Source organism: Cupriavidus respiraculi (assembly GCF_914271545.1).
In the GTDB taxonomy this organism is placed as follows: domain Bacteria; phylum Pseudomonadota; class Gammaproteobacteria; order Burkholderiales; family Burkholderiaceae; genus Cupriavidus; species Cupriavidus respiraculi.
Genome location: NZ_CAJZAH010000002.1, coordinates 403062 through 417533, shown reverse-complemented (window position 1 = coordinate 417533; position 14472 = coordinate 403062). Strand labels below are relative to the sequence as shown.

Annotated in this window: 10 protein-coding genes and 2 tRNA genes; 2 read left to right on the top strand and 10 right to left on the bottom strand. The window is 68.2% G+C overall.

Going from position 1 to position 14472, the window contains the following annotated elements; all coding sequences use genetic code 11:
- Positions 1 to 188 precede the first annotated feature (188 nt).
- The 3 genes from LDO27_RS09395 to LDO27_RS09385 all read right to left on the bottom strand — a co-directional run bounded on the left by LDO27_RS09395 (position 189) and on the right by LDO27_RS09385 (position 2152).
- Positions 189 to 521 (bottom strand): hypothetical protein, encoded by a 333-nt coding sequence (locus LDO27_RS09395; RefSeq protein WP_222201251.1) that lies wholly within the window; start codon positions 519 to 521, stop codon positions 189 to 191.
- Between the two features lie 310 nt (positions 522 to 831).
- Positions 832 to 1812, bottom strand: a complete 981-nt coding sequence (locus tag LDO27_RS09390; RefSeq protein ID WP_222201250.1) for a Bug family tripartite tricarboxylate transporter substrate binding protein — start codon at positions 1810 to 1812, stop codon at positions 832 to 834.
- A 264-nt stretch (positions 1813 to 2076) separates the two neighbouring features.
- Positions 2077 to 2152 (bottom strand) — tRNA-Lys (locus LDO27_RS09385).
- Between the two features lie 163 nt (positions 2153 to 2315).
- Between LDO27_RS09385 and LDO27_RS09380 the strand changes: the two genes are divergently transcribed.
- Positions 2316 to 3695, top strand: a complete 1380-nt coding sequence (locus tag LDO27_RS09380) for an 8-oxoguanine deaminase (protein WP_224042508.1) — start codon at positions 2316 to 2318, stop codon at positions 3693 to 3695.
- A gap of 66 nt (positions 3696 to 3761) precedes the next feature.
- On the opposite strand, the gene LDO27_RS09375 is transcribed toward LDO27_RS09380, so the two are convergent.
- A tRNA-Lys gene (locus tag LDO27_RS09375) sits at positions 3762 to 3837 on the bottom strand.
- Between the two features lie 256 nt (positions 3838 to 4093).
- On the opposite strand from LDO27_RS09375, the gene LDO27_RS09370 reads away from it, so the two are divergent.
- Positions 4094 to 4357 (top strand): DUF1488 family protein, encoded by a 264-nt coding sequence (locus tag LDO27_RS09370; protein WP_222201249.1) that lies wholly within the window; start codon positions 4094 to 4096, stop codon positions 4355 to 4357.
- Between the two features lie 102 nt (positions 4358 to 4459).
- On the opposite strand, the gene LDO27_RS09365 is transcribed toward LDO27_RS09370, so the two are convergent.
- The 6 genes from LDO27_RS09365 to LDO27_RS09340 all read right to left on the bottom strand — a co-directional run bounded on the left by LDO27_RS09365 (position 4460) and on the right by LDO27_RS09340 (position 14088).
- Entirely contained in the window at positions 4460 to 6352 is a 1893-nt protein-coding gene (locus LDO27_RS09365; protein ID WP_377746980.1) for a SulP family inorganic anion transporter, read from the bottom strand.
- A 258-nt stretch (positions 6353 to 6610) separates the two neighbouring features.
- Positions 6611 to 7408, bottom strand: a complete 798-nt coding sequence (xth, locus tag LDO27_RS09360; RefSeq protein ID WP_222202265.1) for an exodeoxyribonuclease III — start codon at positions 7406 to 7408, stop codon at positions 6611 to 6613.
- Positions 7409 to 7461: 53 nt separating this feature from the next.
- On the bottom strand, positions 7462 to 9597 hold the full coding sequence (locus LDO27_RS09355; protein WP_224041317.1) for a M3 family metallopeptidase: 2136 nt from the start codon (positions 9595 to 9597) through the stop codon (positions 7462 to 7464).
- A gap of 113 nt (positions 9598 to 9710) precedes the next feature.
- The gene (folD, locus tag LDO27_RS09350; protein ID WP_222201247.1) at positions 9711 to 10562 is read right to left on the bottom strand and encodes a bifunctional methylenetetrahydrofolate dehydrogenase/methenyltetrahydrofolate cyclohydrolase FolD; all 852 of its coding nucleotides are present in this window, start codon (positions 10560 to 10562) and stop codon (positions 9711 to 9713) included.
- 252 nt (positions 10563 to 10814) lie between these two features.
- Positions 10815 to 11447, bottom strand: coding sequence for a response regulator transcription factor (locus tag LDO27_RS09345; protein WP_222201246.1), 633 nt, complete (start codon positions 11445 to 11447; stop codon positions 10815 to 10817).
- 136 nt (positions 11448 to 11583) lie between these two features.
- A complete protein-coding gene (locus tag LDO27_RS09340) occupies positions 11584 to 14088 on the bottom strand; it encodes a PAS domain S-box protein (protein ID WP_377747206.1) in 2505 nt (834 codons plus the stop codon).
- Positions 14089 to 14472: the final 384 nt, after the last annotated feature.

The window sequence follows — 14472 nt, the reverse complement described above, 5'->3', positions numbered from 1 at the left end:
GGCGCGAGTTGCTTGCCGCGTGGGCGTTGTCTCGCCCCGCTGCCCCCGGGCCATGGAGCAAGGGCGGGGGAGGGGCGAGCGGCCCCGCGGCGTCCGGCGAAGGCCCGGCGCGCGGCCCGGGGTGCCGGTGCGCGCTCTTACTTTAGGCCAAATCCGCAGGGGCGGAAGGACGGAAGGACGAGCCGGTCTTACTTCTTGGCGCCGTCCGTATAGGGGTCGGCCTTGCCCGCCTTCGCCCCGTCGGTATAGGGATCGGGTTTGCCGGCCCTGGCGCCCTCGGTGTACGGGTCGCGCGCCTTGCCCGCCGGTGCCAGATCGGAGCGGGTGGACTGGTTTGCTCCCTGCGTGTACGGGTCGAACCTGCCGGCCCGCGCGCCATCGGTGTGTGGGTCCGCCGGCTTGCCGCTATGGGCGCCGCTGTGAATGTCGCCGCCGTCGGTCAGGTTTCGCTGCGCATGCGCCCCGGTGGCGGCGGCGAAGGCCAGGGCGGCGGTCACGGCGGTCAGGGTGGTCTTGAGCATGGTCGTCCTCGCAGGTTGGCAGACCACGCGATGGCCGCGCGGTCCTTGGGTGGATGGCACAAGCTACGACTGTAGCGCCGTGGCCGCGCCCGCCGTAGTGAAAGTTTTCCATTCCAGAATTCAAACCGTCCGGGCGCCATGCTGCCTTGCGTCAGATCAAGAAGCCGTGCTGCGGGGACGATGCGCGCGCGCTGCGGTCAGTATGGCGGGCTTGCTTGGCGGGCTTGTGGGGGGCAAAGCCGCCGGGTGGCAACCTGGAAAGAAAAAGGGCAGGCGCGCAGCCTGCCCTTCCACTGGACTCGCCGGAGGCTTATTCCAGCGTGATGTTCTGCTCGACCGCGATCTTCTTGCGCAATTCCAGCTCGCGCTTGATCTGCGCGGCGAACTGCTGCGGCGTGTTGCCGTCGGTATAGCTGCCGCTGTCCTTCAGGCGGCGCTGCACGTTCGGATCCTTCAGCGCCTTCACGGCGGCGTCATGCACCTTCGCGACGATCGCCGGCGGGGTGTTGGCCGGCGCGACCAGGCCGTACCAGGCCATGTTGTTGACGTCCTTCAGGCCTTCCTCGGCGAAGGTCGGCACATCGGGCAGGCCCTCGACGCGCTTGGGCGCGGCCACCGCCAGCGCGCGCAGCTTGCCCGCCTGGATATGCGGCATCGACGAGGGCAGGTTGTCGAACTGGCCGCTGACCTGGCCGGCCAGCGTGTCGTTCAGTGCCGGACCCGATCCGCGGTAGGGCACGTGCACCATGTCGGTCTTGGTCACGAGCTTGAACAGCTCGCCGTCCAGATGCGAGATGCTGCCCTTGCCGGCGGACGCGTAGCTGTACTTGCCCGGCGTTGCCTTCACCAGCGCGATGAACTCCTTCAGGTTCTTGGCCGGCACCTGCGGATTGATGGTCAGCACGTTAGGCACGTTGACCAGGTTGGTGATCGGCGCGAAGTCCTTGAGCGGGTCGTAGGGATTCTTCGGGTTGGTGGCCGGATTGGTGGCCATCGTGCTCACGGTCGCGATGCCCAGCGCGTAGCCGTCCGGGGCCGACTTGGCCAGCGCGTCGGCGCCGATCGCGCCGCCGCCACCGCCGCGGTTTTCCACCACCACCGGCTGTCCGAGTTCGCGGCCCAGCGCGTCCGACACGGCGCGCGCGACGATGTCCGTGGTGCCGCCCGCGGCGAACGGTACGATCAGGCGGATCGGCTTGGTGGGATAGGCCTGGGCATGCGACAGCGTGGCATGGGTCAGACCGGCCAGGGCCATCACGGCCATTGCGCTCGCGTTCAATACTGCTTTCAAGGGTGCCTCCATCTTCTGCTGTTTTGATAGGGCGTTATCGCACACGGTCGGACTGCCTTTGACCGGCGACCGCGTTCCGGAATGCGGAACTATGTTTCGCGATAAGCCTGGATGGCATTCAACCCGGAAAGCGGCGCGCGGGCTATCGGTATCTTCCCCGGGAAGCGGCGCGCCGCGCGCGCCGCCGCACGTTGCTGCGCGCCGGACCGGAAGCACCAATAAAAAAAGCCGGAAGCATCTCTGCTTCCGGCTTTTCGAATTCGCTGGTGGGGCGTGAGTGACTCGAACACTCGACCTACGGATTAAGAGTCCGCTGCTCTACCAACTGAGCTAACGCCCCAACGAAGACCGCGATTCTACCCAGCCCGCAGTATGAATGCAAGCCCCCCGCCACAATAGGCGGTATGCCGCCGCGGACGGACCGCGGCGCGCGGCGGCGCCCTACAATGCCGGCGGCCGTGTCCGCCATGTCCTCCATCCCAACCGCGCAGGAGACCCGCACCGTGATGCTGATCGTGACCAACGCCGACGTACTCGTGACCATGGATGCGGCCCGCCGCGAGATACCCGGCGGCGCGCTGGTGGCGGAGGGACCGGCGATCGCCTGGGTGGGGCCGACCGCCGAGTTGCCCGAGGCATATCGGCGCAGGATGGACGACGGCAGTGCGCAGGTGCTGGACATGCGCGGCCATGTGGTGATCCCCGGCCTGGTCAATACCCACCACCATATGTACCAGAGCCTGACCCGCGCGGTGCCCGCGGCCCAGGATGCGGAGCTGTTCGCGTGGCTCAATGGGCTCTATCTGCTGTGGTCGCACCTGACGCCGGAGATGATCCGCGTGTCGACGAGCACGGCGATGGCCGAGCTGATGCTGTCCGGCTGCACCACCACCAGCGATCACCTGTACCTGTACCCCAACGGCGCGCGCCTGGACGACTCGATCGAGGCCGCGGCCCGGATGGGCATGCGCTTCCATGCCGCGCGCGGCTCGATGAGCGTGGGTCGCGCCAAGGGCGGCCTGCCTCCCGACTCCGTGGTGGAGGACGAGGCCGCGATCCTGGCGGACAGCCAGCGGCTGATCGAGCAGTACCACGACGATTCCCGCCACGCGATGCTGCGCATCGTGCTGGCGCCTTGCTCGCCGTTCTCGGTCTCGCGCGACCTCATGCGGGAGTCCGCCGTGCTGGCGCGGCACTACGGCGTCTCCCTGCACACACACCTGGCCGAGAACGACAACGATGTCGCTTACTCGCGCGAGGCGTTCGGCCTCACGCCCGCGCAGTACGCCGAAGACCTGGGCTGGGTCGGGCACGACGTCTGGCACGCGCACTGCGTCAAGCTGGACGAGGAGGGCATCGCGCTGTTCGCGCGCACCGGCACCGGCGTCGCCCACTGCCCATGCTCGAACATGCGGCTGGCGTCCGGCATCGCGCCGGTGCGCGCGATGCGCGACGCCGGCGTGCCGGTCGGCCTGGGCGTGGACGGCAGCGCGTCCAACGACGGCGCGCACATGCTGGGGGAGGTACGCCAGGCCATGCTGCTGCAGCGGGTCGGCTACGGCCCGGCGGCGATGAGCGCGCGCGAGGCGCTGGAGATCGCCACGCTGGGCGGGGCGCGGGTGCTGAACCGCGACGATATCGGGGCCCTCGCCCCCGGCATGTCGGCGGACTTCGTTGCCTTCGACATGTCCGCGGTGGGCTATGCCGGCGCCGGCCACGACCCGGTCGCGGCGCTGGTCTTCTGCACGCCCGGCAAGGTCGCGACCAGCGTGATCAACGGCCGGGTGGTAGTGCGGGCTGGCGAACTGCTGACGGCCTCTCTGCCGCAGGTGCTGGTGCGGCACCGGGAATTGGCGCGGGAGTTGTTCGAGGCGGCGCGCTGAAGCCGCGCGGCGAGATGGCAATGAAAAAGGCCGGAAGCATCTCTGCTTCCGGCCTTTCGAATTCGCTGGTGGGGCGTGAGTGACTCGAACACTCGACCTACGGATTAAGAGTCCGCTGCTCTACCAACTGAGCTAACGCCCCAACGAAGTCCGAGATTCTAGCATCGTTTTTCTTTTTGTCAAATGTTGCCGGGTCGCGTTTCTGCAGAGAGACCGCCAGCCGTCCGCGGGTGCTGCCGGCGCGATGCCGTGGCGAGCGCTACGCCGGCCACGGGCGCCGTGGGAACTCGCGAACCGCCGGAGTGTCAGGGTGATGACGGGTCCGCGTGCGGGGCATTGCCGCGACTTGGTCGACCCATGTTAGGATGCCCCATCACTTGCAATGGAGGGCTTTACCGATGGATATCAAATTCCAAGAGCAAGAGCGCTACGACATCAACAACGAAGGCCTGCTGTTCCACGCGATCGTCGATGGTCAGCCGGTGACCTGCGTGGTGACACGCGAGGCGTTGTGGGAAGGTTTCAGTGCCGACCAGGTGCTGTCGCTCGAAGAAGCATTCCGCGCGGGCCGCGATACGATCGAACGCGCCGCGGTGGTCCTGATCGAACAAGGCGTGCAGCAACCAGTCGTCGTCAAACGCGCCCACGTGGCGCCTGTATAAGGCAAGGCATCGCCTGCATCTGGCGCCGGTTTCATGCCGGCGTTTTTGCTACACCGTCCGTCGTCTTCCGTCTCACTCCTCGATACCCGCTTTTCTCCACCCTCAGTTCCCACCCTGATTCTCCGTCTGCGTCTCGCGCCTTGCCGCGACTGCCGTTGCCGTGCCCGGCGCGCGCTCGCCCGTGTCCGCCGTGCCCGCCTCGGCCGTGCCGGCGGGCGCGAGCACGCCGCCCGGCTGGGTCGCGCATTCCTCGAAGATGCGCACGTTGCAGCGCGCGCAGATGTCGGGATCGAGCCGGCGCACGATGGTGTGTAGCGCCTGCCGCTTGGTGGAGAAGATATGGTCCTGGCCGAGCTTGTCGGCAAAGCCGGTCTGGTCCCAGGTCTGCAGCACCTGCGTGCGCGGCCGGTGGAAATACAGGTCGCCGCCCGCGGCGCGGCGCTCGGCCAGTTCGGCCTCCCACATCTCGGCGCCGGCCAGATCGATGAAGTTCATGCTCTTGGTCATCGCCAGCAGATGCAGCTGGCCGGGATGGTCGCGGCGTGCGTCGTGCAAGCGGTCGCTGACATGCTGCACGGCGCCGAAGAAGATCGCGCCTTCCATGCGCAGCAGCTTCAGTTGCGGGCATTCGGGCTGCGGGCGCCGCAGCTCGTCCAGCGGTGTGAAGCGCCGGCCGGGATCGTCCGCGTCCGGCACCAGGCTGCGCACGGCAGGCCGCGCGGTGCGGTACAGGTAGGCCACGAGCGACAGGATGGTTCCGAGCAGCACGGCCATTTCGAGCCGGATCACCAGCGTGGCCACGAAGGTCCCCAGCGCGATGGCGAATTCGGTGCGGGAGATCGTTGCGATGCGGCGCAGCCGCGCGAAGTCGAACAGCCCCCAGGCCACCAGCAGCAGCATGGCCGCGATCGCGGCCAGCGGGATCTGCGCCAGCAGCGGGGCGCTGACCGCGACCAGCGCAACCAGCAGCAGCGCCGAGAAGACGCTGGCCAGCGGCGTGCGCGCCCCGGCCTCGAAGTTCGGCATCGAACGGTTCAGCGAGCCGCAGGAGACGTAGGCCGAGAAGAAGCCGCCCGCGATATTGCTCAGGCCCTGGCCGACGAATTCCCGGTTGGCGTCGATATGCTGCCCCGAGCGCAGCGCCACGGCCTTGGCGATCGAGATCGATTGCCCCAGCGCGACGATGGTCAAGGCCGAAGCGATGCCCAGCAGGTCCGGCACGGTGCGCCACGCGATGTCGGGCACATGGAACGGCGGAATGGCGGCCGGAATGGCGCCGATCACCTCGACGTGCGCGCCCCCGCCGGCCAGGTGATTGAGCGCCAGGGCGACCGCATAACCGGCAAGCAGCCCCAGCAGCATGAAGGGAAGCCGCCGGGACATGCGCTTGACGGCGAGGGTAACGATCAACGTCACCGCGCCCACCGCCACCGCGCCCCAGTGGATGGTGTCCACGTGGCGCGCCAGATGCAGCAGCACGCCGAAGGCGCTAGTGCCCGATGGCACGTCAAGGCCGAACAGGTCCTTGAGGGCGTACAGCGCGATCAGCGCGGCCGCGCCGCAGGTAAAGCCGAGCAGCACAGACGGCGAAATGAAGTTGGCGAGCGAGCCCAGCCGCAGCGTGCCGACCGCGAGCTGGAACAGCCCGACCAGCACGGTGACCGCCAGCGCAAGGTTGATGTATTCGGGGCTGCCGGCCAGCGCGATGGGGCTCAGCATGGCGAACAGCGCGAGCGAATTGGCGTTGGTCGGGCCGGACATGACATGCCAGCTGGAGCCGAACAGCGCGGCCACGATGCAAGGCACCACGGCGGTATAGATGCCGTACTGCGGCGGCAGCCCGGCCAGCGTCGCGAACGCTACGCCCTGCGGCAGCACCAGCACCGCGCCCAGCAGGCCGGCCAGCAGGTCGGCGCGCAGCGTCGCGGCATTGACGCGATCGCGCCAGGCGGGCAGCAGGCGCGACCAGCGGCCGGCGGTTGCGGGCGGGGTCACCACGCGCTTACCGCGCCGCGGGCGGGTGCCGTTTCGGGAGAGGGTCGTGCGGGAGCCGGCGCGCGGTGGCGCTGGGCGAAAGGCGAGACGATGTGCATGGCGGGAGCGTGCATGGATGCGCCGGCACTACGTGGCGCCGGCGTCGGTAAGAAGCTCTGACCGGCATGATAAGCGATGCGGCCGCCGTGGGGCAGGACAGGCGCGCGATGCGTCACCCGCTTGCGGCCGGATCCCGGCCGCGCGGCGGCCGGGCGGATGTCAGCCGAGCTGCAGGGTCGCGACCACCGGCGTATGGTCCGACGGCTGCTCCCACTTGCGCGGTTCGCGGTCGATCACGCAGCCGGTGCAGCGCTGGCGCAGCGCCTCCGACAAGAGGATATGGTCGATGCGCAGGCCCGCGTTGCGGCGAAACGCGAGCATCCGGTAGTCCCACCACGAGAACGCCTTCTCGGGCTGCTCGAACAGCCGGAATCCATCGGCGAGACCAAGCTCCAGCAGCCCCTGGAACGCCGCCCGCTCGGCCGGCGAGACCAGGTTCTGGCCTTCCCACTTCGCGGGGTCGTGCACGTCGCGATCGTCGGGCGCGATATTGAAGTCGCCCAGCAGGGCCAGCTTGGGGTAGCGCGCCAGTTCCTCGCGCAGCCACGAAGTCATCGCTTCGAGCCACCTGAGCTTGTAGGCGAACTTGTCCGAATCCAGCGCCTGCCCATTGGGGAAGTATGCGCATACCAGCCGCACATCGCCGTAGGTGGCGGCCACCACGCGCTGCTGCTCGTCCTCGAAGCCGGGGATGTTGCGCACCACGTCGGCCGCCGGCGGCATCGTGGTGTTGCGCGCGAGGATGGCCACGCCGTTGTAGGTCTTCTGGCCGATATAGACGCTGTGAAAGCCCGCGCTCTCCAGCTCGGCCAGCGGATACTTGTCCTCCGGCAGCTTCAGCTCCTGCAGGCACAGCGCGTCGATCGGCGTGTCGGCCTTTTCCTGCGCGATCAGCCAGTCCAGCACATGGGCCAGCCGCACCTTCAGCGAATTGACGTTCCAGGTGGCGATGCGCAGCGTCGCAGGCGCCAGCGCGGGCAGCGCGGGCGGCAGCCCGCTCAGCAGATCCGTCATGCCGCCATCCCGTCGGCCGCGCCGCCCGCCATGCCGCCATGCCGCAGCAGCGCGTCGATCTGCGGCGGACGGCCGCGGAAGGCGGTGAACGATTCCATGGCCGGGCGGCTGCCGCCGACGGACAGGATCTCGCGGTGGAAGCGCGCCCCGGTCTCGCTGTCCAGCACGCTGCCACTGAGCTGCGCCGCTTCCTCGAAGGCGGCATAGACGTCGGCGGACAGTACTTCGGCCCACTTGTAGCTGTAGTAGCCCGCCGCATAGCCGCCGGCGAAGATATGGCTGAACGTGTTGGGCCAGCGCGACAGCGGGTGCTGCGGAATCACGTGGACGCGGTCGTTGATCTCGCGGGACACGTCGAGCACCGACTTTCCGCCCTGCGGGTCGAAGTCGGTGTGCAGGTGCATGTCGAACGCGGAGTAGACGATCTGGCGCAGCGTCATCAGTCCGTTCTGGAAATTCTTGGCGGCCAGCATCTTGTCGAACAGCGCCCGGGGCAGCGGCGCGCCGGAGTCGACATGGGCCGTCATGCCCGTCAGCACCTCGTATTCCCAGCAGAAGTTCTCCATGAACTGCGACGGCAGCTCCACCGCATCCCATTCGACGCCGTTGATGCCGGACACGCCCAGGTCGCCCACGTGGGTCAGCATATGGTGCAGGCCATGGCCGAACTCGTGGAACAGCGTGATCACCTCGTCGTGCGTGAACAGCGCCGGCTTGTCGCCCACCGGCGCCGAGAAGTTGCAGGTCAGGTAGGCGACCGGCGTCTGCACCGCGCCATCGCTACGCTCCTTGCGGCCCCGCGCGTCGTCCATCCATGCGCCGCCGCGCTTGCCTTCGCGCGCATACAGGTCGATATAGAACTGCGCCTTGAGTTCGCCGTCGGCGGACACCACGCGGAAGAAGCGCACGTCCTTGTGCCACGTCTGGGCCTGGTCCGGTTCGATGCGCACCGAGAACAGCTTCTCGACCACGCCGAACAGGCCCTTGAGCACCTGCGGCTCGGGGAAGTATTGCTTGACCTCGTTTTCCGAGAACGCATAGCGCTTCTCGCGCAGCTTCTCGGAGGCATAGGCAATGTCCCACGGCGCGAGCGCCGCGATGCCCAGCTCCTCGGCCGCGAACCGCTGCAGTTCGGTCCAGTCGCGTTCCGCGTACGGGCGCGCCTTGGCGGCGAGTTCGTCCAGAAAGCGCAGCACCTCGGCCGGCGATTCGGCCATCTTGGGCACCAGCGAGACTTCGCCGAACGTGGCGTAGCCGAGCATCCGCGCTTCTTCCTGGCGCAGCGCCAGTTGCTCGCGCATATTGGCGGTGTTGTCCCACTCCGGCTTGCCCTGACTGTGTTGCGGACCGAGCTCGGACGCGCGTGTCACGTTCGCTTCGTAAAGGGTCTGGCGCAGCGCGCGGTCGTCGGCGTACTGCACCACCGGGAAGTACGACGGAAAATGCAGTGTGAATTTCCAGCCGGCGCGCTCGTCCTTCTGCGCGGCTTCGCGGGCGGCGTCGATGGCGTCCTGCGGCAGGCCCGCCAGACGGGCGCCGTCCTCGATATAGAGCGCGTAGCCGTTGGTCGCGTCCAGCACGTGGTCGGAGAAGGCCTTGGACAGCTGGGCCTGTTCGTCCTGGATCGCCGCGAAGCGCGGCTTGCTGTCCTCGGGCAGCTCCGCGCCGCCGAGGCGGAAGCCGCGCAACTCGTTGTCGAGCAATTGCTTGCGGGCCGCGCTCAGGGTCTGGTATTCAGGGCTGTCGGCCAGGGCCTTGTACTTTTCGTAGAGGGCCAGGTTCTGGCCGAGCGAGGACCAGAACTCGGTCATGCGCGGCAGGTTGTCCGCATGCGCCTGGCGCAGCGCCGGCGTATCGGCGACCGAGCTCAGATGGCCAACCACGCCCCAGGCGCGGCCCAGCCGCTCGGTGCCGGCCTCGAGCACGTCGACCACGGTGGCCCAGGAGATCGGCGTGGCCGGGTCGGCGACCTGCGCGACCGCGCGCTGGGCGTCGGCCAGCAGCGTATCGAGCGCCGGGCCGATATGTTCGGGCCGGATGTCGGCAAAGCGCGGCAGGTCGGTGAAGTCCAGCAGCGGATTGGCACCGGTGGCGGTGGTGGCGTCGGCGGCGGCGTTGACTGGTTGGTTCATGGCGATCTCGGTTGTCTGGCGCAAAACAAAGGCCCAATGGTGTTCACATCGGGGCGGCCGGCGGGTTTTCCAGTGGCTGGCGTCCTTTTCCGGCGAGCGTGCCGGAAAACGGCTCAGCCCGCGGCGCGTTCGGCGGCTTCCAGCGTGTTGACCAGCAGCATGGTGATGGTCATCGGCCCCACGCCGCCGGGTACCGGCGTGATATAGCCGGCGACTTCCTTCACGCCCTGGAAATCGACGTCGCCGCAGAGCTTGCCGTTGTCGTCGCGGTTCATGCCGACGTCGATCACCACCGCGCCGGGTTTGACCATGTCGGCGGTGATGATGTTGCGGCGGCCCACGGCGGCCACGATCACGTCGGCCTCGCGCGTGTGCGCGGCCAGGTCGCGGGTCTTGCTGTTGCAGATGGTCACCGTGGCGCCGGCCTGCAGCAGCAGCATGGCCATCGGCTTGCCCACGATGTTCGAGGCGCCGACGACGACCGCGCGGGCGCCGCGCAGCGGATAGTCGATCGATTCGAGCATCTTCATGCAGCCATAGGGCGTGCAGGGGCGGAACAGCGGGGCGCCGGTCATCAGCGCGCCGGCGTTGGCGACGTGGAAGCCGTCCACGTCCTTCTCGGGCGCGATGGCTTCCAGCACCTTGTGGCTGTCGATGTGCTTGGGCAGCGGCAGCTGCACCAGGATGCCGTGGATCTTCGGGTCGCGGTTCAGCGCGTCGATGCGCGCCAGCAGATCGGCTTCGGACAGGTCGGCCGGATAGCGGTCCAGCGACGAATGGAAGCCGTTGTCCTCGCACGCCTTGACCTTGTTGCGCACATAGACCTGGCTGGCCGGGTCTTCGCCGACCAGGACGACGGCGAGTCCGGGCTGGTGGCCGCGCTCGGTCAGGCGGGCGGCGCGCTGGGCGGCTTCGGTGCGGAGTTGGGTGGCAAGGGCGTTGCCGTCGATGAGTTGGGCGGACATGAGCGAGGCGAAAGGAAGCGGCGAATGAATGGACACGGGCGGGCGCCGTCGCGCGGGGTGCGGGGCGGGGGCGTTACCCGGAAAGGTCAGATTATAAGGGGAGGGCGCCCGATGGATGGCGGGGTACGCCGGAGGTGACGGCGCCGCCGGGGAGCGGCGAGGGAACGGGAAGGGGCGCGGGAAGGGGCGCGGGAAGGGGCGCGGGGCGCCGGCCCCACACCGCGGCGCCGGGCGGCGCCGCGGTCGTTGCGGTCAGCTGTTGCGCGACAGCGCGAGGCGCAGCAGGTCCGCCACGGTGTTGACGTTGAGCTTTTCCATGATGTTGGCGCGGTGCGCCTCCACCGTCTTGATCGAGATGCCGAGGTCGTCGGCGATCTGCTTGTTCAGCCGTCCGGCCACGATACGCTCCAGCACCTGCTGCTCGCGCGTGGTCAGCTTGCCCAGCAGGTCCTTGGCGGCGCGCTGCTCGCGGGCGGCGGAGTGGTCCACCCGGGCTTTCTGCAGCATGCGCTCGACCAGTGCGCGCAGTTCGGACTCGTCGAACGGCTTCTCGATGAAGTCGATCGCGCCCTTCTTCATCGTGGAGACCGCCATCGGCACGTCGCCGTGGCCGGTGATGAAGACGATGGGGATGTTGATGTTCTCGGCGATCATCCGTTCCTGCAGTTCCGGGCCGCTCATGCCGGGCATCCGGACGTCGAGGATCACGCAGGCCACCTGGCTGGCGTCGTAGGCCGACAGGAACTGCTCTGCGCTGGCGAAACTGCGCACCTGGTAGCCATTGCCCTCCAGCAGCCAGGTCAGCGAGTCGCGCATGGCTTCATCGTCGTCGACGATGAACACGGTTTCGCCGCGATTGGGTGTGGGGTTCGGCGCTACGGTCATGAAGTCTCCTGATGCTGCATCGTCTGCAATCCCGGCTAGTGTAACCGCGTCCGCGCGCCGCGGGCACGCCACCAAGGTCGGGTGCCGCTCGGTGGCGGCTATCGTGATCGGGGCCGCCCGGCGAACCGGGCGCGGCCTACTGTTCCGCCGTCTCCGGCTGCAACGGCAGCAGGATTTTAAACGTACAGCCGATGCCGTCGGCATTGTTTTCGACCCACAGGCGGCCCTGGTGCGATTCGATGATCGAGCGGCAGATATTCAGCCCCATGCCCATGCCGTCGGACTTGGTGCTGAAGAACGGCTCGAACAGCCGCTCCTTGGTGTCCTCGTCCACGCCCGGGCCCTGGTCGATCACATCGATGCGGATGGTCTGCCCGAGTTCGCCGGGCTCGATGCGCGCGTGCAGCCTGACGACGCCCGTGGCGCGCATGGCCGGCAGCCCGGCCATGGCTTCCACCGCGTTCTTCAGCAGGTTGACCAGCACCTGCTCGATCAGCACGGGGTCGACGTAAAGCGACAGCGGGGGCGCGGGCAGCCGGGTCAGGATGGTCACCCGGCGGCGTGCCGCTTCCAGGTCGGCCAGGCCCACCGCGTCGGCCACGATCTCGTGCAGCGAGGCCTCGCGCCGCTGCGGCTGGCTGCGTTTCACGAAACCCCGGATGCGGCTGATGATGGTGCCGGCCCGCACCGCCTGCGCCGAAGTCTTCTCCAGGATCGGAACCAGGTCCTCGGGCGTGCTGCGGCCGGAGCGCAGCCGTGCCACCGCGCCCATGCAGTAGTTGTTGATGGCGGCCAGCGGCTGGTTCAGCTCGTGCGCCAGCGACGAGGCCATCTCGCCCATGGTGGTCAGGCGGCTGGTGAACTGCAGGCGTTCCTCGTGCTGGCGCGCCATTTCCTCGGCGGCCTTGCGCACGGTGATGTCGGTGGCGATCTGCATCTGCGCGAGGTGGCCGTCGACCCACTGGATATAGCGGCGCCGGACTTCGAACCACTTCTGCATGTCGGGCACGAAGATCTCCCGTGCGTCCGACGCATAGGGCATCAGCTCGGAGGCCGGCAGGCCGGCATAGGCGTCGACGAAGTCGGTGTGGTCGCTGGTGACCTGTTCCTGGTCGACGTCGCCGCCGGCCAGCTTCAGGTGACCCTCGGCCTCCCAGCCGAACAGTTGGCGGTAGTAGCGGTTGGCGAACAACAGCTCGGGCTTGTCGGTGGCCAGCACCGACACCGCGGCGTCCAGGCTCTCCAGCACGGTGGTGAAGCGGTCGTGCGCCGCGGCCAGTTCCTCGCGGGCGCGCTTGGGCTCGGTGATGTCCGTCATCGAGCTCATCCAGCCGGTATGGCGGCCGCGGCTGTCGATCAGCGGCGAGACGTACATGCGGGCGAAGAAGCTGGTGCCGTCGCGGCGCATCACGCGCATCTCGTAGCCGCTGGCCGGCGACTTGCCCTGCAGGGTCAGGTCGATCTGGCGCTGCATCTCGCGCTGGTCGTTGGGCGGCCAGTAGGGGAAGGGCGGCACGCGGCCCACCAGTTCGTGCTCCTGCCAGCCGGTCATGCGGCAGAAGGCGGGGTTCACATAGGTGATGCGGCCATTCAGGTTCAGCGCGCGCAGGCCGATCAGCATCGAGTTTTCCATCGCGCGCCGGAACGAGGTCTCGGCCAGCAGCGCGCGCTGCGCCTCGGAGCGCCGGCTGGTATGGCGCCACATGCTCCACAGGCTCCACAGCAGGAAGCACGACAGCCCCACCACCAGCCACAGCAGCATGTTGTTCGGCAGGTTGGACGCGGGCGGATAGGCATCGGCGCGCAGCGACAGCGAGTGCCCCGGCGGATCGAGCAGGACTTCGTACGACAGCGCGGTGGCCGGCACCGGGCGCAGCGAGGTGCTGGCGCGCAGCTGGTTGTTCTTGTCGATCAGCGAGAAGCGGTAGCGCTCGGTGAGCTCGGGCGGCAGCAGGTGGGTCAGGATGCCGTTGATCGAGTAGAGCGCGCCGAGCGTGCCGAGAAATTCGTTGTCCCGCACGATCGGCACCTGCAGCAGCATGAAGCTGTCGCCGCGCTCGTTGACGATGGGGCGGGAATACACCACGCGCTGCGTTTCGCGGGCGGTATCGAACGTGTCGAGCACTTCGGGCTCGAGGGGCTGGTCCTGTGTCTCGCGCAGCCGGCTGGCGAATTCGGAGGTGGAGGGCAGCGACCAGCGCGCGCGGCGCGTGGCGTCGAGCCAGTTGACGAAGACGATCTCGGGGTTCTCGCGCAGGATTTCCTGCGCGGCCGTGCGGTAGGCGTTCTGGTCCAGCTGCGCGGCGGCGATGTCGCGCGCCAGCGAGGCAAGCTGATCCTGGTTGCTCAGCAGGGACAGCCGCACGCGCTGCTGCGCCCATGCCGCGTCGCGGTACAGCGCGTCATGCTGCTGCTGGCGCTCCGTCTCGTGCAGCGACCACAGGATGACGCCCATGGCCGCGGTAAACAGCACGATCGCGACCAGGGGGATGAACATGAACCAGCTGGTCGCGACCAGGTTGCGCCAGCGCAGCCACCACAGGCCGCGCGGCGGGCCGTTGAAGGCCGCCGCCTCCTCCCCGGTGCCGTCGTCGCCGGCGCCCAGCCCGTCGAGCGAGTCCAGCGGCGTGATGCCGTCCATGGCCGCGGAGCCGCCCTGGGTCGGATGCGTGGCGTTCGCGGACCGGGATGTCTCCGCAACGGTGGCGGGAAGAATCGCGGAGCGCAGCCCGGGCAGGCGCTTGAGAAGGCGTTGAAGGAACGGCATGGATGGGTATTGACGACTGACCGAACAGTGTAGCGGGATTGCTGCACCGCGTCGCTCCGGGTAAGCGCCAATGTGGATCGTCCGGCGCGGTGCCGTCCCCGGGGCGTTATCGGCGGCGGCGGGGGCGGCTTTGGTGCGTCGCCGCATTATTTCATATGGTGACAAACCATATCGCAATTTGAAAATTTCGCTTGTGCCGCTCAATGTGCTTCCATAGAATCGGTGCGACCCAACAACGCGGACGGCACAGCCGCGCCC